Below are 22,511 nucleotides of genomic sequence, written 5' to 3' on the forward strand. Positions count from 1 at the left end.
ATAGAGGTGAGCCGTTAGCGGCGTAAGAAGCCAACAACCATGGTCACACCAAAGCCCAGTGCAGCCATACCAATCAGACCCGCCACAACCAGTGATACGTTAGCTTGACCACCGGATACCGCAGAGTTGATTGCGCCCGTGATATCGACTTCAGCGAACGCCGGAGAGACAGACGCGGCCATCAGTGCAGCACCAGCTGCGGTCTTTTTGTTTACGACTGCGTGTTTTACGTTAGTTACAACAAGTTCTAGTTTTTTCATAAGATTTACCTTTTACTCATAAGGCGAACAACACGACCCACCCAGTGACCAACGACCATGTTGATCAAGAGCACGCCACTGACATACAGGAACAAGTCACCGTTGAAGAGGACTGGCTCCTTATATTCTTGGTAGTCCACCGCCGAAATCAGCACGTATTCTTGGCAATCCGCAACAGGCGTTTTCGTTGCTTTCAAATTGCCATACTGGTTAACGACGGTGACGCATACAGACATTTTTTAGCCTTGAACGGGTTTCATTGAAGCCTCGAAGTGCTTCTTAATTTCTTGGTCGACTGGAATAAGCTCAGTCACGATAGCGCCTGCCAATGGGTCTTCTGGGTTAATCTCCAAGCGCAATTGGTATTCACGGCGAGGAACGAGAGCGCCAGTGCGCTCAAGAAGCAGGGCATATTCTTGGTCAATCATCAAAGGTTGATCCCATTGGGGATTCACATCACCGGATTCACCGATAGTGCGGCGTTTGAATTTCTCCGAGTTGATTTCACGTAGAGGTCGTGACACGTTCAGTTGAGCACTGTCGCCACGTGCTGAGTTCCAAGTGATATCCATGCCAAGTACAAAAACGGATTTAGCCATTTGTTAAGTCTCCAATATGTGAGTCACCAACTTGCCGTAGGTATCGGGGAAGGTGAATTTCGTTCCATCACGGACAAGGGAACCGACCACGGTTTCAATGTCGCCCTCATGGAATTCAATAAGTGAATTAAGGATTTTCCCGTACTGGCGGCGCATCCAGTGCGCAGAGGCCAACAGGTCTAACGCCGCGCGTTTAGTCGGGACAGGTTTGGTATTGAATTTCTTTGCAGTAGAAATCGAGGCTGCGAAATCATTGAGCGCGGCATACGCGCCAGCCGGATTCAGCAACACATCAACATTCCATTTTTTCAGCTCAACTTCAGAGCGGTACCAGACAAGACCCGTGTTCGCGAGCTTCTGCTCAAGAGCCTTGTTGTAGATACGCCAGTAAATGCGCGAGGTACGCGAACCAATCGAGTATTGCTCTTTGGTGTAAATCGGTTTGCCGTCTTTGCCGATACTGGCAATGGTCATGTCCTCATGAAGTACAGGACCACGGCCACGTTCAGCAGTGCGGAAACAGTCATCACGCCACGCCTTGTAAGCGTATTCGCAATCGAAAATCCCGTCGTAATCGTCATAGGCCAAGTCAACACGCGCCAGAGTTTGCACACCAAGTACATTGGTCAGCCAGTCATGTAGCGACCACGTAGGACGACGGGCAAATACATGCTTGCATCCCGTTCCGTTGATTTGGAAATGCACCGTGTCATTGTTACCGCCGATACCAACGAAGCCGCAGAAGTCCTCACCATCTGGCGAAGTCAGTTTCATGGATTCGGTGTAGAACTGGAAACCCAAACCGCGAGGTGCTGACAGCGACAAACCAAGCACTTGGTTGGTGAAGATGCGCAAGCAGTCTTCCAAGTAATTGCGATAACAGATATCAAACGCTTTGTTGTACGCATCAATCTCGTCGGAAGTCTGAGCGACCGTCGGATTAAACACAGGTGGAGCAGGGAACTTAGGCGCACGACAGTGACGCTGTAACAGTCCAGATTTGGCAAAGCCTTTGTATTCTTCATGCTTGTGCAATCGACGAACGGCATCATGACAATGACGTAAGTCTTTCACGGCAAACGTAAAACACAGGTAATCAATATGAACGCTTTGCTCATCGAAACTTTTAAGGATGTTAGTTGCAGTAGTCATCGAACACCCCCATATTGATACGTTGTTCAACAGTCGTGTTGGTGATGGACACCAACTCATAAGAAGCGAACTGAGACGAAGCCCAAGACTCAAGATGAGACATGGATTTAAGCAAATCCCATTCGTCGCAACCTTTGACCAACACAGAAACTGTGTAGTCAGGCAGCAAGTCGTAATAGATGATTTGAGCTTCATTCATGATTACTGAGCCTCTAAAGCTGTCGCTTTTGAAGGTGTCATGCCTAAGAAACGACATAGAACTTCATGCTCGTCAGATTCAAAGCGAAACTCGTAATCGCCAACCGAGAGATAACCAAAGGACTCTTGGTTGTTTTCGAATGTGCTAATGCAGTAGCCAAAGTGATTGAAAGGAACGACGACTTCTTCAAAGATGTCAGTTGTAGTGATGTAACAAAGTTTGAAAGCTGGAACGTGAGACACTGCGAAGTGACGGAGCGTTAACGTTTTAACATTGACGTTTTGAACTTCAGTTTCTAATACGATCATTACAACCACCTGACTAGTTGAGAGAGTGACCGCCAAAGCCAAGCGCGAAAGCGTCAAGGGCAAACGCCCAAAGCTAAGGCGGTCTGATACAGTAAATTCTGTAGTGATTAAATACAGATATTTCTGTACCGTCAACACAGCAAAATCTGTACTAAAAGACTAAAATCAGTCCAATAGCGTGATTAGAGGAAAAGCAGAAATGTACACAAACAAGCTCATTGATGCTTATAAAGAGCAAATGAACTACATTCAATACAAGCAGATTGCTCATGACCTAGGTGTAAGCCCTCAAATGCTCACAGAAGTAAGAAAAGGTCGAAGTTATCTCAATGAAAATCAGATACTTATGCTTGCTGAAACTATTGGTGAAGACAAAGAAAAGGCACTGATTGGCTTGGCTATGGATAAAGCAAAAACGCACGAAGCGCAGACACTGTGGCAGAACATAGGAAAAAAGTTTAACGGACTTGGATTATCAAGCATTTCAATGGCTTGTGCTGGATTGGCCTTAGTGATTGCAAGTCCTAAAGAATCACTATATCAGTGCGCATTATGTATATTATGTTAAATGGAGTGAACCATACGTCAGATTCTTTCTACTTTGCTCTCCTATCTCTTTCAGATTTTAAATTTGAGCTAACTTTAGGAAGCTGATTAAACATAATCAGTATTTACCATAAAATACTTAATATAGATCTTAATAATCTATCGATTGTTAAGATCTATATTAATGACTACGCCGTTTCTATTAATGATTGTATAGCTTCATAGATATCTTGCCTGCGAACTGGCTTTGATACAAAACTATCCATGCCAGCGTCTAAGCACTTATCTTTATCGCTTTCTAGCGCGTGCGCTGTTAAAGCGACGATTGGAATTGTAATTCCTTTCTTTCTAATCAGCCTAGTTGCTGTTATTCCATCCATTACTGGCATCGAGACATCCATCAAGATCATATCAATTCGGTTATCGTTTTCTTCAAGAAATGTAAGCGCCTCTGCGCCATGGCTTGTAATATGCACATTATGGCCAAGCTTGTTAAGAATCAATTTAATCACAAGTTGATTTGATTGAGTGTCTTCGACGATAAGCAAGTTTAGAGCTTTGTTTGGTCTATTATGCTCAATTTTTACAGGACGGCTTTGGTTGTAACGTGTTAGAACTGGAATTCGAATGGTGAAGTCAGAACCCTCATTCTCGCGGCTTTTTACAGAGATTTCACCTCTCATCATTTCAACTAAGTGCTTGGTAATAGCAAGCCCTAAGCCTGTACCACCAAACCGTCGAGTAATTGAGCGATCACCTTGATGGAATGCCGTAAATAAATGGGCTTGTTTTGCTCTCGAGATTCCAATTCCGGTGTCAGATATAGAAACTACAACTTCGTCATTTTCTTCAGCGACAGAAACAGACACACTTCCTGAGTCCGTAAACTTGATGGCATTCCCAATCAAGTTAAAGAGAATCTGTGACAGCCTCGTCGAATCAATCCAATACTGTTTGTCTGATGAGATCTGACAATCAAAGTTAAAAGAAAGATTCTTAGTTATAGCTACTTGTTTTTGCTGAGAAATTACAAAAGTTACAGTGTCATTTAAATGTATCCACTGTTCGTTTAATTGGAAGCTACCGGATTCAATTTTTGAAAGATCGAGAATGTCGCTAATGATGGCTAGAAGAAGCTCAGCGGAGCATTCCATTTGATTGAGGGCATCAAATTGTTCATCTGATAAGGTAGATTGTCTCAGGATGTCTAGCATTCCTAAAACTGAGTTAAGAGGCGTTCTGATCTCATGGCTCATCATTGCCAAAAACTCAGATTTTGACTGGTTGGCTAGTTCTGCTTCTTCACGAGCTCTTGCAAGTTGAGTCGTTCTTACCTCAACAATACGTTGTAACTTTTCCTTTGTTTCTATGTCGATCACAGCACGTTCTATAAGGGGTCTAAAGCGCCTTAAAGTCTCTTTGTTTTCAATACTAAAATGCCCTTTTTGAGCTCCAATTAATAGTATGATGCTTTGTGTTACTTCCGAACGAATGCCCGTTAAAATTACGGAGTTAACATGTGTTTTAACAAAGCTATTTAAGTTCTCAAACTCTAACAATTTCGTTGGCTCGAATAATAGAATACACTCGCCGTTTAATGCGCGATCCATTGTGTTACCGTGTAACCACTCTACCTTATCAAACACGCTATTGGTTGAGATTAACGTCTTGAACGGATAACGGCTGTCATCGCGGGTGATGACAATAAAGTCTTCAAAACTGATGTACTTTTTTAGAACGCTGTTTAGCCCCGAAAAAATTTCATTACGATTTTTTGCCTCGCTCATTGCAGAGATTGCTGAAAGAATCGCTTTGTTTTCATCGGCAAGCAATTTTTCCCGTTGTTTGGTCTGCTTTAGCTCAACTAACGCTTCTTGTAATGCTTCTTGTTGGTATGTGTCTAAATATTTATCTTTCATAAGGTTTATGGAAAATCGCTGATGAGATCATCAAGTTTCCATGTCCATTTTCGCCGCCGATAAATCTTCCCTGCTCACCAAAGGTAAATGGGCATATAAATGGCAAGTGTTCCAGTTCCTGATTAATTTGTTCGCAAACGCTATTCATGTCTTGCATTAAGTGCAACATCGGTCCTGCACAAAATATATTTATGACACCAATTTTTCGAGATTCTTCTAATTTTTGGTTAAATGCAGCATTCACGACTTTTGCCGCTCGAGCGATTAAATGCTCCCTACTCCCTTTCATCAAAGTAAGCTCTTCTCCTACCGAAATCTGGGTAAATAGCTCAATCCCCCCATCTTCGGTCTCACGTATTGGATGGGAAAGCTTGTAATAAGGTCTATCGTACAAATGTCCGGCAACTCTTCCCAAGGGATAAGCGCTGGAGTTGGTAAAGAGTAGGTTTTCTTTGCTAGTTAGGTTTTCTTGATGACGAGTCCACTTTCGATAAGTATCTAGTGCTGATTCACCATCTATTTCCAGTAAACACCGTCCTTTTGCTTTGGAAACAATGCCTTTGATGTTGGTTGGTGTGTGACCTGCACTAAAAGCAATATCAACGGGATTAGAGGAGTAAAATAGTGTGAGGCTAATCCCTTGCTTTTCATGGCCTTGCGCTGTAATCACTGACCATTTTCCCTCGATGTGGTTATCTGCTGCAGAGCCGCCAATGATAGGAACAAGTGTGCCGAAGCGTTCGTCGATCGATTCGATAATCTTTTCTTCTTTCCCAGGAGTTGCATGAAGAAGAATTAAGTTAGGTACTTCGCCAATTCGATTAGCATTTTGAAGAGCCATATCTAGAGCGACGGAGACACACTCATTTTCTTCACAATTAGAAATACCGGTTCCATAAGCATGTGGGCCTGAGTCATAGATAGCCATAGCCGCTATGACTGGCCCAACGTGAAAACCCTGATCGGTCATAATGGCTTGGCATGAACTTGAACCGTGGAATGGAACACCAGGGAAATATCTAAGAAAGGCAGAGCGAATGGCTCTGAAGTCGTACTCTTCTGTGTAATAACAGATGATATAAGACAAGTGTTCTTGCCTCAGATCTGAACGAAGCCTCTCTACTGCTAAATATTCGTCGGTAATATGGGTAAATACTGATTGGCACTGCATACGCTTTTATTATTGTTTGTCACGTTACTGTTATACCATTACGACAAATTATCGTTAGGCTAGAAGGTTCGAATTTCACAAAGAAGATGCCATTATCTCGTGTCAGATCTAATTTATAAATGCACTAAGACAATATTTTGGTTTATTTTGAGCTTAATCGTTTTGGTTGCAGATATAGCATTCCATTCAGCTCTATAATGATTGTCGCATATACTATCAAACACACCAGATTGATTCAGATCAATTTTTAGACCTGTACTTTCAGTTGTTTCAATCAAAATCCCACTCGAATCACGATTAATCGTGATTTTATCTTCACCAATTGTTACATCACATCGCTCTTTTTGTGAACAGTCAACGCTTGTGCTGGTCTCGTGCGTAAAGGTTCTCCAGAAAAACGCACCAACTAAAAGACTGAGCATGATTAAGATTTGTGCAAGTCTCGCCTTTGTTAACTTTTGTGCAGGCATAATTACTAATATCCTTGTTACAAACTTCAAACTTTTTAAATAAAAAATGATTTCCAGAGCTCCAGTAAGGTTACTACTCTGTCATTGAATTGTTAATTCAAGTATAGTGTCACGCTGAAAATGCCACTTTTTATTAAAGTCAGCAATAGAAATAAGGTGATGATAACACTTGAGTTCTAGAGTTTACTTGGGTGGTGTTACGACGCAAGTCGTGTTGGAAGTAAAGTGTAGTTAATTAGAAATTGGAAGCATGCAAATGAGCCAAGTAAAGCAGCTTGAACAAAACTACAACTATACAGTCGTTCGCCAATTTACCCTTGTGACCATTTTATGGGGCATAGTTGGTATGGCTGTTGGTGTTTTGATTGCCGCTCAATTAGTTTGGCCACAGCTAAACTTTGATACGCCGTGGTTGACGTACAGTCGTTTACGTCCACTGCATACTAATGCGGTAATTTTTGCGTTTGGTACTAGTGCCCTGTTTGCAACATCTTATTATGTTGTTCAGCGTACATGTCAAACACGTCTTTTTGGTGGCCCACTCGTTGCCTTCACCTTCTGGGGTTGGCAAGCAATTATCCTAGCCGCAGCGATTTCTCTACCTCTAGGTTTTACCTCAGGTAAAGAGTATGCTGAACTAGAATGGCCTATTGATATCGCTATTGCGATTGTATGGGTTTCATATGCAGTGGTGTTCTTTGGAACGTTAGTGAAACGAAACACTTCCCACATTTATGTGGCGAACTGGTTTTTCGGTGCATTTATCATCACAGTAGCAGTACTTCACATCGTGAACAGCATGGCTATCCCTGTATCACTGGGTAAATCTTACTCGATTTATTCCGGTGCGGTGGATGCAATGGTGCAATGGTGGTACGGACACAACGCGGTAGGTTTCCTACTCACCGCTGGTTTCCTAGGTATGATGTACTACTTTGTACCTAAACAAGCTGAACGTCCTGTTTATTCTTACCGTCTGTCTATCGTTCACTTCTGGGCATTGATCTCTCTATATATTTGGGCAGGTCCTCACCACCTTCACTATACTGCGCTACCAGACTGGACACAGTCTCTGGGTATGGTGATGTCTCTCGTTCTATTTGCTCCTTCATGGGGTGGTATGATCAACGGTATTATGACGTTGTCTGGTGCTTGGCATAAGCTTCGTTACGACCCTATTCTACGATTCCTAATCGTTTCATTGTCTTTCTATGGTATGTCTACTTTCGAAGGTCCGATGATGTCGATTAAGACAGTAAACGCACTATCTCACTACACAGACTGGACCATTGGTCACGTTCACTCTGGTGCGCTAGGTTGGGTTGCAATGGTTTCAATCGGCTCAGTTTACCACTTAGTCCCTCGCCTGTTTGGCCAAGAGCGCATGTACTCTGTGGGTCTGGTCAACGTCCACTTCTGGTTAGCAACAATTGGTACGGTTCTTTATATCGTAGCAATGTGGATCTCTGGCGTGATGCAAGGCTTGATGTGGCGTGCAGTTAACTCTGACGGCACCCTGACTTACAGCTTCGTAGAGTCAGTTGAAGCATCTTACCCATTCTACTTTGTACGTTTCCTAGGAGGTTTCATCTTCCTATCAGGTATGTTCTTAATGGCATACAACACGTACAAAACGGTAAGTGCGCCAAAAGAAAGCCTCAAGGCTATCCCTCATCCGGCATAAGGAGATTTAAGAATGAGTAATAATTCTAATAATCGCCATGAAATTCTAGAACGTAATGTCGGTTTGTTGGCTATTTTTATTGTTTTTGCAATCAGCTGGGGTGCTCTTGTTGAAATCACTCCTTTGATTTTCCAAAAGCAAACCACAGAAAGTGTAGAAAACTTACGAGTCTACACTCCTCTGGAAATGGAAGGTCGTGACATCTATATCCGTGAAGGTTGTAACGTTTGTCACAGCCAGATGGTTCGTCCTTTCCGCTCTGAAACGGAACGCTACGGCCACTACTCTGTAGCTGGTGAAAGTGTGTGGGAACATCCATTCCTATGGGGTTCTAAGCGTACAGGTCCTGATTTGGCTCGTGTCGGTGGTCGTTATTCTGATGAGTGGCACCGAGTACACCTACTTGACCCTCGCGAACTAGTACCTGAATCAAACATGCCTGGTTTCCCTTGGCTTGCTGAGAACGTATTAGATGGCAAGCTGACTCAGAAGAAACTTGAAGTGTTCCGCGATCAGTTTGGTGTTCCATACGAAGATGAAACAATCGCGAATGCGGCTAAAGAAGTAGAAGGTAAAACAGAGATGGATGCAATCATCGCTTACCTTCAGTCTCTTGGTCATGCAATGAAGTAAGGGGATCATATGGATTTCGGTACAATTCATAGTATTTATACCGTAGTGCTCTTCGCGAGTTTTATCGGCATCGTATGGTGGGCATTTAGCAAGAAGCGTAAAGCACGCTTCGAAGAAGATGCCAACTTGGTGTTTGCTGACGAAGAACAAACGACCCCAAATAACCAAGGAGTGAAGAAGTAATGACTACATTCTGGAGTCTCTGGATTATCGTGATTACTATCGGTACGCTAGTAGGCTGTGCGATCCTCCTGACTTGGTGCGCCAAAGATAAAATGGGCGTCGAGGAAGGGGAAGACATGGGCCACGAGTACGATGGTATTCGCGAGCTAAACAACCCTCTACCGAAATGGTGGACTTACCTTTTCGTAAGCACGTTTGTGTTTGCTGCAGTTTATCTAGCCCTGTTCCCAGGTCTAGGTAGCTTTAAAGGCTTTTTAAACTGGCAAAGTTCGGCTCAAACCGTTCGTTCGCTTGAAGAGTCAAAAGAAGCTATTGCACAGGCACAAGAAAATAAACAACTCAACCAATACGCAAAAGAACTGGATGATGCGGATGCCTACTTCGGCGAAGCATTCCGTAAACTTGCTCATAATGCGAATGGTCTACGCCCTGTTCCTGAGATCGCGCAAGACCCAGAAGCATTAAAAGTTGGTCAACGTTTGTTCTTGCAAAACTGTTCACAATGTCACGGCTCAGATGCTCGCGGTCAAAAAGGTTTCCCTAACCTAACTGATGACGCATGGCTATATGGCGGTGAGCCAGCAGCAATCGTAACAACCATCATGCATGGCCGTATTGGTCAAATGCCAGCATGGAAAGATGCGCTTGGTGAGCAAGGTGTCCAAGAAGTAGTAAGTTACACATTAAGTCTATCGGGTCGTAAAGTTAACGCTCGTGAAGCTGCAGCAGGTAAAGCTCGCTTTGTTGTGTGTGCAGCGTGTCATGGTACAGATGGTAAAGGTAACCCAGCAGTTGGTGCACCTGACCTAACTGACCAAGACTGGCTATTTGGTGACTCGCGTGCTGCCGTAACTGAAACCGTAATGAATGGCCGCTCTGGTGTTATGCCAGCATGGAAGGACATTCTAGGTGAAGATAAGGTTCAACTTGTTGCCTCTTATGTCTGGAGTTTAAGCAACTCGGACAATAAGTAACATTTCAATAACAGCCCCTTTCACAGGGGCTGTCTTTCCTTTAAATTTAATGCCTTACATTTTTTCATTTAGCTGTTGAGAACTTTTTTATGGTAAAGCCTTGGTATAAACAATTCTGGCCGTGGTTCCTAATCATCCTTCCTCTTACTGTAGTCGTTTGGACAATCGCCACGGTAGTCGTCTTTTCAAACAACTCTGTTTCTCTTGTTGCTGAGGATTACTATAAAAAAGGCAAAGGCATAAATATCGACATCAGTAAAATGAACGTCGCTCGAGACCTTGGTCTTAATGCGAACATTTCTTCTCTAGATAACAATATCGTAATTGGCTTTACGAAAGGATCGTTAACACACTACCCAGCGCTTACAGCAACGTTTACTCACCGTACATTACCCGATCGTGATTTTACGAAGCTAGTTACCGCAGATGCATCTGGCAACTATCGTTTTACCACTGAAGACGCTATACAAGGCCCGTGGTTTGTTGAACTTCAACCACACGATAAGCAATGGATGATTCAAGGCAAAGTCGAATTTCCAGCAGTTTCTGTTTCATTAATGAAGTAATTTTATGTGCAAATCCTGTTACCACTGTGGTGAAGATGTACCAGCAAACACGGATTTTAAAGTAGAAATACTTGGCGAAGTTCGTGAGATGTGCTGCCCGGGGTGTGAAACTGTCGCACAAACTATCGTAGATAGCGGTCTTGTTTCTTACTACCAGTACCGAACCGCACCCGCTGAAAAAGCAGACCTCGTTCCAGAACAACTTCAAGCCCTGATCCACTATGACAATGAAGATGTTCAATCAGAATTTGTACGTAACCATGACAATGTATCTGAAGTAACATTATCTCTCGAAGGTGTATCCTGCGCCGCTTGTGCATGGCTTATTGAAAAGCAAGTATCCAGCGCTAAAGGTTTAGTCTCCATACGGGTAAATACGACAACAAACCGAGCTTTGCTTGCGTGGGACAAAACTCAAGTTAAGTTAAGTGAACTGCTTTCAGTTATTCATAAGCTTGGTTATAAAGCCGCGCCATTTGAAGCAGACAAACAAGAAGCATCTTATCATCGAATGATGAAGCAGTACCTTTACCGATTGGGTATTGCTGGCTTAGCGACGATGCAAGTAATGATGCTTGCTGTGGCGTTGTATTTAGAAGTGTTTGGCGATTTGGAACCTGAATTTAAAAACTACTTCCGATGGGTAAGTTTGATTTTCGCTACACCAGTTCTTCTTTACTCTGCCCTACCATTTTACCTTAATGCTTGGCGAAGCATTAAAGGGCGAACTCTAGGCATGGACGTCCCAGTTTCGATCGCTTTGATTTTCGCTTATGTTGCGAGTTTAGTTGCGACAGTAACTGAGCAAGGCGAAGTATTCTTTGAATCTATCTCGATGTTTACCTTCTTTTTGTTAGTGGGTCGATTCTTAGAAATGCGCGCTCGCCGCAAAGCTGCTGCTGCTAGCGGTAACTTGCTCAAGCTTATCCCTGCCATTGCAACAACACTAGACGGCGAACAAATTCCAGTTAAAACGCTGAAGATTGGTGATCGCATTCGCGTTCTCCCTGGCGAACATATCCCTGCTGATGGCAAAGTGATTTCTGGCCGTATTCATATTGATGAATCAATGCTGACTGGTGAGTCTATTCATGTCGTAAAAAAAGAAGGTGATGCTGTTTATGCAGGTACATTAAACGGAGATGAATCATTTGAGTTGGAAGTCACCAATTCAAAAGCAGACTCGATGATTTCAAATATTGTGCGCCTTCAAGATGAAGCACAGCATTCGAAGCCAAAAATTGCAGAAGTTGCTGACGTTGTAGCACGCTACTTTGTTGGTGTAATTCTTATCATCTCAGCTGGAACCTGGTTTTATTGGCACCAAACCAAACCAGATGATGCTTTTTGGATTATGCTTTCGGTTCTTGTCGCTACATGCCCTTGTGCATTATCCCTTGCTACACCGACCGCACTAACTTGTGCGACTTCACGAATGGGCAATTTTGGCATTCTGTTGCGAAAAGGCCATGTATTCGAAACGCTTTGCAAAGTTAATCATCTCGTCGTCGACAAGACGGGAACATTAACGAAAGGTGACATCGAGATTAGCCGTACGAGTACATTCAAAGAGCTTTCCGAAACGGAAAGTCTTGCCCTTGCATCTGCTCTTGAAGCTCACGCAAACCACCCTATCGCGCGTTCATTTGCCTGTTTCAGTAATGACGAGATTATTGTAACAGATGTTAAAAACGTGATTGGCTCAGGAATCGAAGGGGTTTGGAATGGTAAGACGGTAAAAATTGGCAGCTCCTCGTTTGTGCTAGATTCGAGCACTAAAGAAAGCAATGCCATTTACTTATCAATAAACAACGAACACGCTGCAACTTTTTATTATCACGACCCTATTCGCAAAGAAAGTCAGGCGTTTATTCAACGTTTTGCTGAAGCTGGCATCAAAACAACCTTACTTACTGGTGACTCTATTCAAAACGCACAGCCTGTTGCTGACGAAATTGGTATCGAGCATGTGATCGCATCTGCAAAACCAGAAGACAAACTCGCGTATCTTAAGAGCCTTGATAGCAGTGATATCACCATGATGGTTGGTGATGGCATAAACGACGCGCCTACTCTAGCCGGAGCCCATTTATCCGTGGCTATGGGCGGTGGTACTGACGTTGCAAAGGCATCAGCAGATATGACGCTTCTTGGAGATAACTTAGAAAAGTTATTGGAAGCTCGCCTATTGGCTCTTCGTACAAGAAAGATTATCCGTGAAAACTTAGCTTGGTCATTAGGCTACAACTTGTTAATTTTGCCGTTAGCGGTTGCAGGATTAGTTGCGCCTTATATCGCAGTTGTTGGGATGTCAGCAAGTTCAATCATTGTTGTATCTAACTCACTGCGACTTCTAAAAGAGAAGTAAACAAGAGAACACTTATGGAAAGCCTTTATATTTTAATTCCAATCGCGATTGTTCTTGTTTGCGTTGCTGTCGCTATTTTTCTTTGGGCGGTTCGAAGCGACCAGTTTGAAGATCTTGAGCGACAAGGACACAACATTTTATTAGATGAAGAAGAGCAATCAGACAATAAGAAACCGTAGTGTATTTTATGAATCCTGATTTTTTAGGTGCTTTGCTTATCGGCCTTGTCGGGGCCGGCCATTGTATGGGGATGTGTGGTGGTATCGCATCCCTACTTTCCTTAGGTAGTTCAAGCTCAAAATCCTCCCCAACCATACCTTTATTCTACAACCTTGGACGACTCAGCAGTTACGCCTTAATAGGTGCACTTGTCGGAGGTGCAATATCAGGATTATCGGAACTCAGCGGCTTAGCTCAATCTCTTGCGTGGCTGCGTTTTGTTGCCGCAATCTTCATGATTTTGGTTGCGTTATATATTGCGAAATGGTGGCAAGGTTTACTCATCGTAGAAAAGATGGGCCAGCACCTTTGGAAGTTTATCTCTCAAGCTGGAAAAAGCCTTTTACCACTTAAAAAGCCAATACACGCACTGCCCTTTGGTTTTGTCTGGGGGTGGTTACCATGCGGGTTAGTTTATTCGGCATTAACATGGTCGGCGGTGTCCGGTAGCGCAGTAAATGGCGGCCTAATCATGCTAGCTTTTGGTTTGGGAACGCTGCCATCCATGCTCGCTGTTGGTTACGGAGCTAGCCATTTTCAGAAACTGCAAAAATCATTAATATTTAGAAACATCTCAGCATTAATCTTAATTGTCTATGGCGCGTATACTGCCGCGGGTGCCATGCAGATGCTTGGTTTCATATAACGCAAAACTCTATACCACCGATATTTTTGCTATCCTTTAGGATTAAGCGGTGCTAAAATATTGATGTATATCAAATAGTGAAAGGTTGTTATGATTTCTGAAAAACCTGCAACAAAGCGTATCCAATCAGGCGGTTGCGCGATTCATTGCCAAGATTGTAGCATTAGCCAACTGTGTATCCCATTCACTCTGAATGAATCTGAACTTGACCAGTTGGACCAAATCATCGAGCGTAAAAAGCCTATCCAAAAAGGACAAGAGCTATTTAAAGCAGGTGATGAGCTTAAATCTTTGTACGCTATCCGTTCTGGCACGATTAAGAGCTACACAATCACAGAACAAGGTGATGAGCAAATCACAGCATTTCACTTAGCTGGTGACTTAGTTGGTTTTGACGCTATTACTGGTGACTGCCACCCTAGTTTCGCTCAAGCTCTTGAAACATCAATGGTTTGTGAAATCCCTTACGAGATCCTTGACGACCTATCAGGCAAAATGCCTAAACTTCGTCAGCAAATCATGCGTCTAATGAGTAACGAAATTAAAGGCGACCAAGAAATGATTCTTCTGCTTTCTAAGAAGAATGCTGAGGAGCGTCTAGCTGCTTTCTTGTACAACCTGTCAACTCGCTTCTCTCAGCGTGGCTTCAGCCCAAGAGAATTTCGTTTGACCATGACTCGTGGCGATATTGGTAACTACTTAGGCCTAACGGTTGAAACCATCAGCCGCCTATTAGGTCGTTTCCAAAAATCTGAAATTCTGAGTGTTAAAGGTAAGTACATCACCATCTTAGATCATGATGCGCTAATGGAACTTGCCGGTGTAACAAAAGAGTAATCTCGCTTACTTATTGATGTAGCTCGAAAATGAGCTACATCATGTTTCTCATAAAATCCCTTCGAAAGTCCTCAAAAAGTTCCCCAAACTAAGCTACAGTAAAAATATACGAAGAGTCTCCAATTTACTGATTTAACTTGTTTTCAGTATTTGGTTTCGCAACATAAGTGGGCTTAGTTATGAGTATATACAGTAAGATTCTTGTTGTTGCTGACATCAATAATGATGAACAGCCTGCACTCGCTAGAGCGGTTCAATTAGCTCAAAAGAGTGTATCCAGAAGCCGAATCACCTTCTTCTTATCCATCTACGATTTTTCCTATGACATGACCTCAATGCTGTCAGTCGATGAAAGAGATGCGATGCGTCGCGGCGTTATCCATCAACGTGAGCAGTGGATGCGTAAGATTGCTCAACCGTACTTAAACGATAGCTTCGATTTTGATGTTTGCGTTGTGTGGCACAACCGTCCTTACGAAGCAATCATTGCTGAAGTGTATGCTGGTGGGCACGATCTTCTAATCAAAGGGACACGTAAACACGATGTTTTAGAGTCTGTGATTTTCACGCCAACAGACTGGCATTTATTACGTAAATGCCCTATTCCTGTACTTTTGATCAAGAACTCGGATTGGCCGGAGCAAGCTAATATTCTCGCTTCTGTACACGTGGGGTCAGAAAACCCAACTCACATTGATTTGAACGACGCGATGGTTGAACGCCTCAAAGAGATGTCAAACCGTCTCGATGCTGAACCGTATCTCGTCAACGCTTATCCTGTTACGCCGGCTAACATTACGATTGAATTGCCTGAATTTGACCCAACGACCTACACGGATGCGGTTCGGGGGCACCATCTCACCGCAATGAAAGCATTGAGACAAAAACATGGCATCGACGAAGAACAAACCATCGTTGAACAAGGTTTACCAGAAGACGTCATTCCTGCCGCAGCGGAGCGATTAAATGCAGCAATGGTGATTTTGGGTACGACTGGTCGTACGGGGCTTTCAGCGGTCTTTATCGGTAACACGGCAGAGCATGTGATCGATAAGATTAACTGTGATGTACTGGCATTAAAACCAAAAGGTTATATCAGCCCTCTCGATCCAAATACCGCAACGTAGAGCAAATAATCAAATATAAAAACGCCCCTCTTTTGGGGCGTTTTATTTTCGGTTTCAGCAAGTACAAAATAGGAGGCATCGTTGCCTCCTATTTACTAGATGTTCGTTACATCGATGAATAGAGATTCATCGATGTTAGTTGAAGAAACGACTGCTTCACTAAACTCATACTCTTCGCGGCTACCGTCACGATCTAGCGGCAAGTTCACAAAATCAAACAACTCACGGTCTGCCAATTGGCTTGGGCTTACGTTTTGAATTGATTTGAAAATCGCTTCTACGCGTCCTGGCGTCTTCTTATCCCAATCAATCAGCATTGCCTTGATTGCTTGGCGCTGCAAGTTCTCTTGAGAACCGCATAGGTTACAAGGAATTATTGGGAAATCTTTGTGCTCTGCGTATTTGATCAGGTCTTTTTCGCGGCAGTAAGTCAGCGGACGAATAACCACGTTACGACCATCATCAGAGCGTAGTTTTGGTGGCATTGCCTTCAAACGAGAACCATGGAACATGTTCAAGAACATCGTTTCTACGATGTCATCCATATGATGACCAAGTGCAAGTTTTGTTGCGCCGATTTTCTCAGCAAATGAATAAAGCGTACCACGACGTAGACGAGAACATAGACCACACGTTGTCTTACCTTCTGGCACTTTTTCTTTAACTACTGAGTATGTGTCTTTATCTACGATGTAGTAAGGAATATTCAGCGTCTCAAAATACTCAGGCAAAATATGCTCTGGGAAACCAGGTTGTTTTTGGTCTAGGTTAACAGCAACCACTTCAAATTTGATTGGTGCCGCTTTTTGTAGATTCAACAGGATATCGAGCATCGCAAATGAGTCTTTACCACCGCTTATGCATGCCATGACAACATCGCCTTCTTCGATCATGTTGTAATCTGTAATGGCATTTCCAACATTTCTTCTCAAACGTTTTTGAAGCTTGTTGAATTCAAGGGTTTCTTTTCTTGTATCTTTCTGGTTCATTGCGGGCTCTCACATCGCCGATAAAATCGACAGTAGGACTTCCTAACATGGGTTTCTTTGGGGCGTGGATTATACGGGCTTTTGCAGCAGGATTAAATGTTTGTATTGAAGGATAAGAAAATAAGTGCGCTGAATTATCATCATAGAATAGAAAAAGAACCGCGAATGCGGCTCTTTCGTGAAGATAGTGCTATTTCTTTGCTTGGGGCAAATAAGGAAGCACTCTCATCGTTGGTTCCGGTAACGTTATTGTTCCACCTTCGCCAATTTCACTCAAAGCAACCTGCACTTTACCGTTAACAATCGCCTTCTCTTGTCCATTTGAAAAAACGATCTTACCGTTCAGTTCGTTGTCAAACTCCATTGTGACGCCCTGCACTTCAGGTGTGAACCATCCAGCAAACATCCCCCCTAAATCCTCTAACATGCTTTGCATTTGAGGCATTAATGGCTTCAGTTGCTCGTAAGAAACGCTACCCTGTAACGGCTCTTTCGTCATAACAACTAAAGAATAATCACATCGGCTATCTTTAGGGGTATGTACGAATACCAAAGGATTTGCGGATTTTAGATTTTTGTCGATCGGTAATGGCAGCTCTTTCGACGCTGGAATCACAAACTCTTCGTAGTGTTCTTCCTTTTCCATCCACGCTTTTTCAATCGTACACAGCTGCTTAGTTCTGGCATCGACGAAGAACACACCGACTTTAACGTCATCATGCCCTTCTTTAGTGTTATTTTTTAACTGAGTATACAGTTTGGAATACGTAAACATATACTCTTGAGCATGCGTTATCGGTGACGAGAGCAAGAGTGCTGCACTTCCTAAAATTAAGCTTAACTTTTTCATTCGATTATTATTTTATTGAGTCCAGTAGGCGTTATTGTGACGAATCATCGAGCGTAAGTCATTAACGTATGCAATGCCCCTCTCTGAGTAAGACAACAGTCCATGAGTGAGTTCTGATGCTGTCGCCACGGATAACAAGTTTTTGTGCTTATCTGCCAACATAGCTCGGATATCACGTAAGTCAGCGTAAGCTGGATTGCGATTCACATTCATAAAGTAGCCATGAATTGACTGCTGAACTGAATCGAATTTTTGAACTTCGTGAGTTTTTCCTGCAGCACGCTGAGCAGGCACAATTCCGCAACCCTGTTTATAACACCATTGGCCGAACAAGTTGTTTGCTTGAGTAGCAAAACGAGAAGTACCCCACGCGGATTCATTGGCAGCTTGAGTTAGCACTAATGCTTCTGGTAAAACATTGACTCGCTTTAACATTTCAGTCAGCCAAGCTTCATCAACATGACCATCATGAAGAGGAAACCCATATAACTGCGCTAATCTTTCTGCGTAAGCTTCTTCGTCCGGCGACACTTCTCCAATCTCAAGAGAGCTTAGAAAAGCACGTTCTTTTTCAATCCTGTGATTTTCTAGTGCGATTTTAGGCCGTAAGAAATCGAAAAATGCCGCCTTTTTTTCTTTGGCGTCTTTGATAGAGTTAAAGTCTGGAATGTCCCCAATGTAGGGCAAGTGCGACAAATCAGGATGTTTCACCGGACCTTGAACAACATTAGGATCATTCGCGCTTTTGAACTGGCGGTCGTAATGCAAATATGGACCTACCGAAATAAAAGTGGCGGCTATACAGGCAGCCGCCACTCGTAAAGTCATTAATTTTAAAGATTTAGGCATTAAACACCTGAGATTTACCATCGTGATCGTTATCATTTTTTTGTGTTGCTACGATCTTAAGTTTGATGCCAAACATTTCTCGATAAAGGATGCCCTTCAAATGGAAGAAGAATGGCAAGACAAAAATAAAGCCAATACCGTAGAACATAGCCGCAACAATAAACATCAACATAACGCCCATGTAAAGCCCTGCCACAACAAAAATCTTCTTATTGATCGCACGTAGTGATAATAATAACGATTGCATAGGTGGCACTCTTTTCTCGCAAATCAGTAAGATAGAGTGACTAAACGCCATTGCTAAATATAATGAAAGCGGTGGAAGGATCATTCCCGCGACACCTTGCAACGTTAAACTGAACAGCGTTGCAATAATAACAGGGACGGTAAATTGCAGACCTTTACCGACATGACGAACTTTGGTTTTTAGCCCTGCTACGTGACTCATCGCCATCAAACTGATCCCAGCATAAATTGGTGCGCTGATCACTTCATAACTAAAGTTAGCGATATAAATAGCAGAAACGATATTAGCGGTGAATACTTCCGGATTTTCTATCGCCTCGAGAATGACACTTGGGTCGCCCAATTGAAGTTGAAGTGCAATGTAGAAAATCCCCAACTGGACAAAAAGCAAAAGAATAATCGCTGGTGAGAACGATAAAAAGTGTTGAATGGTTGCGCGCCAAGCTTCACTAAATACAGCACTCGCTTTTAGTTCGTAGTCGCCAGACAAAGCTCGCTCTACACTCCCCCCAAGATTGAAATCTTTTTCAAAATCGTTATTCATATATTATCCAAGATTAACTTGTGAATTTTTTACTGGTATACCAGTCAATTAAAGTGGCCAACATTATAAAGAAATCTTTCCACGTCTAAAATCAGAACTGACGTTCTATCCTTGCAATATCTACTATTTGGTTGATAATTGACCACTCACAAAACTATGAAATTGAAAGCAATTGTTGCTAATGACAAAGCCCTACCAAACTGTGTTTAAAAGGCAAATAACCTCTTAAAAACAGTATGGTAAGGAATGATTACTTTTGCCTGCAAAATTTTTTCTGTTTCAAGATAAGAAAATGCTTTAATTTCACAATTTTGGTGATTATGATGCGCGCCTCAAAAGTGAATGACTTATGTCACACTAATTGGCGTAAACCCAATTTTAACGTGGGAGAAATACAGACGTTGAACGCTAAACAGCAAGCAGGAAAGCCAGTTATTCGTTTATCTGGTATCAGCAAAAGTTTCGATGGAAAGGAAATCATCGGTAATTTAAATCTTGATGTTAATCATGGTGAGTTTCTGACGATTCTTGGTCCATCTGGTTGTGGTAAAACGACGGTTTTACGCATGATCGCTGGTTTTGAAACGGCAGATAACGGTCAAATCGTATTAGATGACCAAGATGTAACGCAAGTTCCTGCAGAGCATAGGCACGTCAACACGGTATTTCAGAGTTACGCATTATTCCCTCACATGACCGTATTCGAAAATGTGGCATTTGGCCTACGCATGCAAAAAACGCCTGCGGCAGAAATCGAACCACGCGTAATGGAAGCGCTACGTATGGTCCGTCTAGAAAAAATGGCGCAGCGTAAGCCACACCAACTTTCTGGTGGTCAGCAACAACGTATCGCGATCGCGCGTGCGGTTGTAAATAAGCCAAAAGTACTGCTACTTGATGAATCGCTTTCTGCTCTTGATTACAAACTTCGTAAACAAATGCAGATTGAGTTGAAACAACTTCAGCGTCAACTTGGTATTACCTTTATCTTTGTTACTCACGATCAGGAAGAAGCTCTATCGATGTCTGACCGCATTATCGTTATGCGCGATGGTGTTATCGAACAAGATGGCTCACCACGTGAAATTTACGAAGAACCTAAAAACTTGTTTGTTGCTCGCTTTATCGGCGAGATTAATGTCTTCAGCGCAACAATGCTTGAACGCATTGATGAAAAACGCATCCGTGCGGAAATCGAAGGTGTTGAGTCCGTCGTTTACTACGACAAAGAAGCACAAGCAGGTGACAAACTACAAGTGCTGCTTCGCCCTGAAGACTTACGTATCGAAGAGATCAAAGAGTCTGAAGAAAAAGGCATTGTTGGTCACGTCACTGAACGTACCTATAAAGGTATGACGCTAGACTCTGTTGTCCAACTGGACTCAGGCATGCGCGTGATGGTTAGCGAGTTCTTTAACGAAGATGATCCAGATGTGGACCACTCTCTCGGCCAAAAAGTCGCTATCACTTGGGTTGAGAGCTGGGAGGTAGTACTCAATGATAAGCAAGAAGATTAATCTTCAGAACGCAATCATTACCCTAATTGTTGGTTGGCTAACACTTTTCGTGTTGGTTCCAAACCTAATGATTATCGGTACAAGTTTTTTAACGCGTGATGAAGCGAACTTAATTGAACTGACTTTTACTTTCGACAACTACCTTCGCTTACTTGATCCATTGTACGCAAAAGTGCTGATGCACTCTTTCTACATGGCAATCATTGCGACGTTGTTGTGTTTAATCATCGGCTACCCATTTGCTTATATCGTGGCGAAAATGCCTGAGAAATGGCGCCCGTTTATGCTGTTTCTTGTGATTGTACCATTTTGGACAAACTCACTTATCCGTACTTACGGTTTGAAGATTGTTCTTGGCACACAGGGCATCTTGAACAAGTCATTAATGGCAATGGATATTATCGATAAGCCATTGCGTCTTATGTATACCGAAACAGCGGTAATGATTGGTCTTGTCTACATTTTGCTTCCGTTTATGATTCTGCCTCTGTATTCGGCAATCGAGAAGCTAGACAACACCTACATTGAGGCTGCAAAAGACTTAGGCGCAAGCAAACTGCAAACCATCACAAAAGTGATCTTGCCGTTAACGATGCCTGGCATTATTGGTGGTTGTTTGTTGGTACTTCTTCCTGCGTTAGGTATGTTCTACATCTCCGACCTTCTAGGCGGAGCGAAGAACCTATTAATTGGTAACGTAATTAAGAGCCAAGTATTAAACGCTCGTGATTGGCCATTCGGTGCGGCAACCAGTATCGCACTTACTATTGCAATGGCAATCATGCTGTACGCCTACTACAGAGCAGGCAAACTATTGAATAAGAAGGTGGAGCTAGACTAATGGGACGTACAGTTAGATTTAGCTTTATGGCGCTGGTATATGCATTTTTGTATCTACCAATCATCGTATTGATCGTAAACTCATTTAATGCCAACAAATTTGGTATGAAATGGGGCGGGTTTACAACCAAATGGTACGAAACCCTAGTTAACAATGACAGCCTTATGCAAGCAGCGTGGCATTCACTTAATGTCGCGGTGTTTTCTGCAACAGCTGCTACTATTATTGGTAGTTTGACGGCCGTTGCCCTATTCCGTTACTCCTTTAAAGGTAAAGGTGCGGTAAACGGCATGCTGTTTGTTGTAATGATGTCACCAGACATCGTGATGGCAATTTCATTGTTGGCGCTGTTTTTAGTTTTAGGCGCGCAGCTTGGTTTCTTTACTCTATTGATTGCACACATCACATTCTGTTTACCGTTTGTTGTGGTAACCGTTTACAGCCGCTTGAACGGCTTTGATGTGAAAATGTTGGAAGCAGCAAAAGACCTTGGTGCAAGTGAATGGGTTATCTTAAAACAGATCATCCTTCCTCTTGCGAAGCCAGCGGTTGCTGCAGGTTGGTTACTAAGCTTTACTCTGTCTTTAGACGACGTAATTATCAGCTCGTTTGTAACAGGCCCAACATACGAAATCCTACCATTGAAAATTTACTCGATGGTTAAGGTGGGTATTTCACCGGAAGTGAATGCCTTAGCAACGGTCATGTTGATTGTATCTTTGGTTCTTGTAGTAATTTCTCAGTTGCTAGCAAGAGAAAAAGTAAAGTAAAATCCGCATCCGTTAACATCACGAAACAGAATGGTTACATGCCA

The 22,511-nt window shown here is 42.8% G+C and carries 27 protein-coding genes; 14 read left to right on the top strand and 13 right to left on the bottom strand.

The features are described from left to right. Window positions 1-14 precede the first annotated feature (14 nt). From NL646_RS05445 to NL646_RS05470, 6 genes are read right to left on the bottom strand one after another with little or no spacing between them, the layout of a single operon-like run. Entirely contained in the window at window positions 15-260 is a 246-nt protein-coding gene (locus tag NL646_RS05445) for a hypothetical protein (protein WP_005477614.1), read from the bottom strand. A gap of 5 nt (window positions 261-265) precedes the next feature. After that, complete coding sequence (locus NL646_RS05450) at window positions 266-496, bottom strand: hypothetical protein (RefSeq protein ID WP_005477619.1); 231 nt, start codon at window positions 494-496, stop codon at window positions 266-268. Between the two features lie 3 nt (window positions 497-499). After that, window positions 500-859, bottom strand: a complete 360-nt coding sequence (locus tag NL646_RS05455) for a DUF1293 family protein (protein ID WP_253663951.1) — start codon at window positions 857-859, stop codon at window positions 500-502. Between the two features lie 3 nt (window positions 860-862). Continuing rightward, window positions 863-2,011, bottom strand: a complete 1,149-nt coding sequence (locus NL646_RS05460; protein WP_005477651.1) for a replication initiation factor domain-containing protein — start codon at window positions 2,009-2,011, stop codon at window positions 863-865. Beyond that, window positions 1,995-2,210 (bottom strand): hypothetical protein, encoded by a 216-nt coding sequence (locus tag NL646_RS05465; RefSeq protein ID WP_005488200.1) that lies wholly within the window; start codon window positions 2,208-2,210, stop codon window positions 1,995-1,997. The genes NL646_RS05460 and NL646_RS05465 overlap by 17 nt, the downstream gene beginning before the upstream one ends. 2 nt (window positions 2,211-2,212) lie before the next feature. Continuing rightward, a complete protein-coding gene (locus NL646_RS05470) occupies window positions 2,213-2,518 on the bottom strand; it encodes a hypothetical protein (protein WP_012842283.1) in 306 nt (101 codons plus the stop codon). Window positions 2,519-2,717: 199 nt separating this feature from the next. Between NL646_RS05470 and NL646_RS05475 the strand changes: the two genes are divergently transcribed. Continuing rightward, window positions 2,718-3,086 carry a DUF3693 domain-containing protein gene (locus NL646_RS05475; protein ID WP_005488202.1) on the top strand — a complete coding sequence of 123 codons (369 nt, stop codon included), beginning with the start codon at window positions 2,718-2,720 and terminating at the stop codon, window positions 3,084-3,086. 166 nt (window positions 3,087-3,252) lie between these two features. Here the strand turns inward: NL646_RS05475 and NL646_RS05480 are convergent, their stop codons facing one another. The 3 genes from NL646_RS05480 to NL646_RS05490 all read right to left on the bottom strand — a co-directional run bounded on the left by NL646_RS05480 (window position 3,253) and on the right by NL646_RS05490 (window position 6,624). Beyond that, a complete protein-coding gene (locus tag NL646_RS05480; protein WP_023585872.1) occupies window positions 3,253-4,983 on the bottom strand; it encodes an ATP-binding protein in 1,731 nt (576 codons plus the stop codon). Continuing rightward, a complete protein-coding gene (locus tag NL646_RS05485) occupies window positions 4,973-6,154 on the bottom strand; it encodes an FIST signal transduction protein (RefSeq protein WP_023625056.1) in 1,182 nt (393 codons plus the stop codon). The genes NL646_RS05480 and NL646_RS05485 overlap by 11 nt, the downstream gene beginning before the upstream one ends. Before the next feature lie 113 nt (window positions 6,155-6,267). Further along, window positions 6,268-6,624, bottom strand: coding sequence for a hypothetical protein (locus NL646_RS05490; protein WP_253663952.1), 357 nt, complete (start codon window positions 6,622-6,624; stop codon window positions 6,268-6,270). A 256-nt stretch (window positions 6,625-6,880) separates the two neighbouring features. Here NL646_RS05490 and ccoN point away from each other — a divergent pair, with 256 nt between their 5' ends. The 10 genes from ccoN to uspE all read left to right on the top strand — a co-directional run bounded on the left by ccoN (window position 6,881) and on the right by uspE (window position 15,861). After that, on the top strand, window positions 6,881-8,308 hold the full coding sequence (gene ccoN, locus NL646_RS05495; RefSeq protein ID WP_005477654.1) for a cytochrome-c oxidase, cbb3-type subunit I: 1,428 nt from the start codon (window positions 6,881-6,883) through the stop codon (window positions 8,306-8,308). A 12-nt stretch (window positions 8,309-8,320) separates the two neighbouring features. Next, window positions 8,321-8,941, top strand: a complete 621-nt coding sequence (gene ccoO / locus NL646_RS05500) for a cytochrome-c oxidase, cbb3-type subunit II (RefSeq protein ID WP_005457377.1) — start codon at window positions 8,321-8,323, stop codon at window positions 8,939-8,941. 9 nt (window positions 8,942-8,950) lie between these two features. Further along, window positions 8,951-9,124, top strand: coding sequence for a CcoQ/FixQ family Cbb3-type cytochrome c oxidase assembly chaperone (locus tag NL646_RS05505; RefSeq protein WP_005396487.1), 174 nt, complete (start codon window positions 8,951-8,953; stop codon window positions 9,122-9,124). Then, on the top strand, window positions 9,124-10,098 hold the full coding sequence (gene ccoP, locus NL646_RS05510; protein ID WP_005477628.1) for a cytochrome-c oxidase, cbb3-type subunit III: 975 nt from the start codon (window positions 9,124-9,126) through the stop codon (window positions 10,096-10,098). The genes NL646_RS05505 and ccoP overlap by 1 nt, the downstream gene beginning before the upstream one ends. An 89-nt stretch (window positions 10,099-10,187) precedes the next feature. After that, window positions 10,188-10,664 carry a FixH family protein gene (locus tag NL646_RS05515; protein WP_023585869.1) on the top strand — a complete coding sequence of 159 codons (477 nt, stop codon included), beginning with the start codon at window positions 10,188-10,190 and terminating at the stop codon, window positions 10,662-10,664. Between the two features lie 4 nt (window positions 10,665-10,668). Then, complete coding sequence (locus NL646_RS05520) at window positions 10,669-13,032, top strand: heavy metal translocating P-type ATPase metal-binding domain-containing protein (RefSeq protein ID WP_058964442.1); 2,364 nt, start codon at window positions 10,669-10,671, stop codon at window positions 13,030-13,032. Between the two features lie 14 nt (window positions 13,033-13,046). Further along, a complete protein-coding gene (gene ccoS, locus NL646_RS05525; RefSeq protein WP_005457379.1) occupies window positions 13,047-13,211 on the top strand; it encodes a cbb3-type cytochrome oxidase assembly protein CcoS in 165 nt (54 codons plus the stop codon). Window positions 13,212-13,219: 8 nt separating this feature from the next. Continuing rightward, window positions 13,220-13,897: a sulfite exporter TauE/SafE family protein gene (locus NL646_RS05530; RefSeq protein ID WP_253663953.1), complete on the top strand. Its 678-nt coding sequence runs from the start codon at window positions 13,220-13,222 to the stop codon at window positions 13,895-13,897. Between the two features lie 90 nt (window positions 13,898-13,987). Then, window positions 13,988-14,734 (top strand): FNR family transcription factor, encoded by a 747-nt coding sequence (locus NL646_RS05535; RefSeq protein WP_005477663.1) that lies wholly within the window; start codon window positions 13,988-13,990, stop codon window positions 14,732-14,734. A gap of 179 nt (window positions 14,735-14,913) precedes the next feature. Further along, window positions 14,914-15,861, top strand: a complete 948-nt coding sequence (uspE, locus tag NL646_RS05540) for a universal stress protein UspE (protein WP_005495023.1) — start codon at window positions 14,914-14,916, stop codon at window positions 15,859-15,861. A 95-nt stretch (window positions 15,862-15,956) separates the two neighbouring features. Here the strand turns inward: uspE and ttcA are convergent, their stop codons facing one another. The 4 genes from ttcA to NL646_RS05560 form a co-directional block, all read right to left on the bottom strand. Then, the gene (gene ttcA / locus NL646_RS05545) at window positions 15,957-16,850 is read right to left on the bottom strand and encodes a tRNA 2-thiocytidine(32) synthetase TtcA (RefSeq protein WP_005477636.1); all 894 of its coding nucleotides are present in this window, start codon (window positions 16,848-16,850) and stop codon (window positions 15,957-15,959) included. A gap of 190 nt (window positions 16,851-17,040) precedes the next feature. After that, window positions 17,041-17,700 (bottom strand): DUF2987 domain-containing protein, encoded by a 660-nt coding sequence (locus tag NL646_RS05550; RefSeq protein WP_253663954.1) that lies wholly within the window; start codon window positions 17,698-17,700, stop codon window positions 17,041-17,043. A 12-nt stretch (window positions 17,701-17,712) separates the two neighbouring features. Then, on the bottom strand, window positions 17,713-18,549 hold the full coding sequence (locus NL646_RS05555) for a glucosaminidase domain-containing protein (RefSeq protein WP_005495027.1): 837 nt from the start codon (window positions 18,547-18,549) through the stop codon (window positions 17,713-17,715). After that, on the bottom strand, window positions 18,542-19,339 hold the full coding sequence (locus NL646_RS05560; protein ID WP_253663955.1) for a hypothetical protein: 798 nt from the start codon (window positions 19,337-19,339) through the stop codon (window positions 18,542-18,544). The genes NL646_RS05555 and NL646_RS05560 overlap by 8 nt, the downstream gene beginning before the upstream one ends. 323 nt (window positions 19,340-19,662) lie before the next feature. Between NL646_RS05560 and potA the strand changes: the two genes are divergently transcribed. Genes potA through potC form a run of 3 tightly spaced genes read left to right on the top strand, consistent with a single transcriptional unit; the run spans window position 19,663 to window position 22,467 of the window. Next, the gene (gene potA, locus NL646_RS05565) at window positions 19,663-20,856 is read left to right on the top strand and encodes a spermidine/putrescine ABC transporter ATP-binding protein PotA (protein ID WP_253663956.1); all 1,194 of its coding nucleotides are present in this window, start codon (window positions 19,663-19,665) and stop codon (window positions 20,854-20,856) included. Beyond that, complete coding sequence (gene potB / locus NL646_RS05570) at window positions 20,837-21,697, top strand: spermidine/putrescine ABC transporter permease PotB (protein WP_005457403.1); 861 nt, start codon at window positions 20,837-20,839, stop codon at window positions 21,695-21,697. The genes potA and potB overlap by 20 nt, the downstream gene beginning before the upstream one ends. Beyond that, window positions 21,697-22,467, top strand: coding sequence for a spermidine/putrescine ABC transporter permease PotC (gene potC, locus NL646_RS05575; RefSeq protein WP_005389180.1), 771 nt, complete (start codon window positions 21,697-21,699; stop codon window positions 22,465-22,467). Before potB ends, potC begins: the two co-directional genes overlap by 1 nt. Window positions 22,468-22,511: the final 44 nt, after the last annotated feature.

The sequence above is a fragment of the Vibrio sp. Y20_XG_PY13 genome (assembly GCF_024181925.1).
GTDB lineage: Bacteria > Pseudomonadota > Gammaproteobacteria > Enterobacterales > Vibrionaceae > Vibrio > Vibrio parahaemolyticus.

What these genes read in the sequence shown, in the direction of transcription:
- NL646_RS05445 (WP_005477614.1), bottom strand. Translation starts at nt 260, where the DNA reads ATGAAAAAACTAGAACTTGTTGTAACTAACGTAAAACACGCAGTCGTA.
- NL646_RS05450 (WP_005477619.1), bottom strand. Translation starts at nt 496, where the DNA reads ATGTCTGTATGCGTCACCGTCGTTAACCAGTATGGCAATTTGAAAGCA.
- NL646_RS05455 (WP_253663951.1), bottom strand. Translation starts at nt 859, where the DNA reads ATGGCTAAATCCGTTTTTGTACTTGGCATGGATATCACTTGGAACTCA.
- NL646_RS05460 (WP_005477651.1), bottom strand. Translation starts at nt 2,011, where the DNA reads ATGACTACTGCAACTAACATCCTTAAAAGTTTCGATGAGCAAAGCGTT.
- NL646_RS05465 (WP_005488200.1), bottom strand. Translation starts at nt 2,210, where the DNA reads ATGAATGAAGCTCAAATCATCTATTACGACTTGCTGCCTGACTACACA.
- NL646_RS05470 (WP_012842283.1), bottom strand. Translation starts at nt 2,518, where the DNA reads ATGATCGTATTAGAAACTGAAGTTCAAAACGTCAATGTTAAAACGTTA.
- NL646_RS05475 (WP_005488202.1), top strand. Translation starts at nt 2,718, where the DNA reads ATGTACACAAACAAGCTCATTGATGCTTATAAAGAGCAAATGAACTAC.
- NL646_RS05480 (WP_023585872.1), bottom strand. Translation starts at nt 4,983, where the DNA reads ATGAAAGATAAATATTTAGACACATACCAACAAGAAGCATTACAAGAA.
- NL646_RS05485 (WP_023625056.1), bottom strand. Translation starts at nt 6,154, where the DNA reads ATGCAGTGCCAATCAGTATTTACCCATATTACCGACGAATATTTAGCA.
- NL646_RS05490 (WP_253663952.1), bottom strand. Translation starts at nt 6,624, where the DNA reads ATGCCTGCACAAAAGTTAACAAAGGCGAGACTTGCACAAATCTTAATC.
- ccoN (WP_005477654.1), top strand. Translation starts at nt 6,881, where the DNA reads ATGAGCCAAGTAAAGCAGCTTGAACAAAACTACAACTATACAGTCGTT.
- ccoO (WP_005457377.1), top strand. Translation starts at nt 8,321, where the DNA reads ATGAGTAATAATTCTAATAATCGCCATGAAATTCTAGAACGTAATGTC.
- NL646_RS05505 (WP_005396487.1), top strand. Translation starts at nt 8,951, where the DNA reads ATGGATTTCGGTACAATTCATAGTATTTATACCGTAGTGCTCTTCGCG.
- ccoP (WP_005477628.1), top strand. Translation starts at nt 9,124, where the DNA reads ATGACTACATTCTGGAGTCTCTGGATTATCGTGATTACTATCGGTACG.
- NL646_RS05515 (WP_023585869.1), top strand. Translation starts at nt 10,188, where the DNA reads ATGGTAAAGCCTTGGTATAAACAATTCTGGCCGTGGTTCCTAATCATC.
- NL646_RS05520 (WP_058964442.1), top strand. Translation starts at nt 10,669, where the DNA reads ATGTGCAAATCCTGTTACCACTGTGGTGAAGATGTACCAGCAAACACG.
- ccoS (WP_005457379.1), top strand. Translation starts at nt 13,047, where the DNA reads ATGGAAAGCCTTTATATTTTAATTCCAATCGCGATTGTTCTTGTTTGC.
- NL646_RS05530 (WP_253663953.1), top strand. Translation starts at nt 13,220, where the DNA reads ATGAATCCTGATTTTTTAGGTGCTTTGCTTATCGGCCTTGTCGGGGCC.
- NL646_RS05535 (WP_005477663.1), top strand. Translation starts at nt 13,988, where the DNA reads ATGATTTCTGAAAAACCTGCAACAAAGCGTATCCAATCAGGCGGTTGC.
- uspE (WP_005495023.1), top strand. Translation starts at nt 14,914, where the DNA reads ATGAGTATATACAGTAAGATTCTTGTTGTTGCTGACATCAATAATGAT.
- ttcA (WP_005477636.1), bottom strand. Translation starts at nt 16,850, where the DNA reads ATGAACCAGAAAGATACAAGAAAAGAAACCCTTGAATTCAACAAGCTT.
- NL646_RS05550 (WP_253663954.1), bottom strand. Translation starts at nt 17,700, where the DNA reads ATGAAAAAGTTAAGCTTAATTTTAGGAAGTGCAGCACTCTTGCTCTCG.
- NL646_RS05555 (WP_005495027.1), bottom strand. Translation starts at nt 18,549, where the DNA reads ATGCCTAAATCTTTAAAATTAATGACTTTACGAGTGGCGGCTGCCTGT.
- NL646_RS05560 (WP_253663955.1), bottom strand. Translation starts at nt 19,339, where the DNA reads ATGAATAACGATTTTGAAAAAGATTTCAATCTTGGGGGGAGTGTAGAG.
- potA (WP_253663956.1), top strand. Translation starts at nt 19,663, where the DNA reads ATGCGCGCCTCAAAAGTGAATGACTTATGTCACACTAATTGGCGTAAA.
- potB (WP_005457403.1), top strand. Translation starts at nt 20,837, where the DNA reads ATGATAAGCAAGAAGATTAATCTTCAGAACGCAATCATTACCCTAATT.
- potC (WP_005389180.1), top strand. Translation starts at nt 21,697, where the DNA reads ATGGGACGTACAGTTAGATTTAGCTTTATGGCGCTGGTATATGCATTT.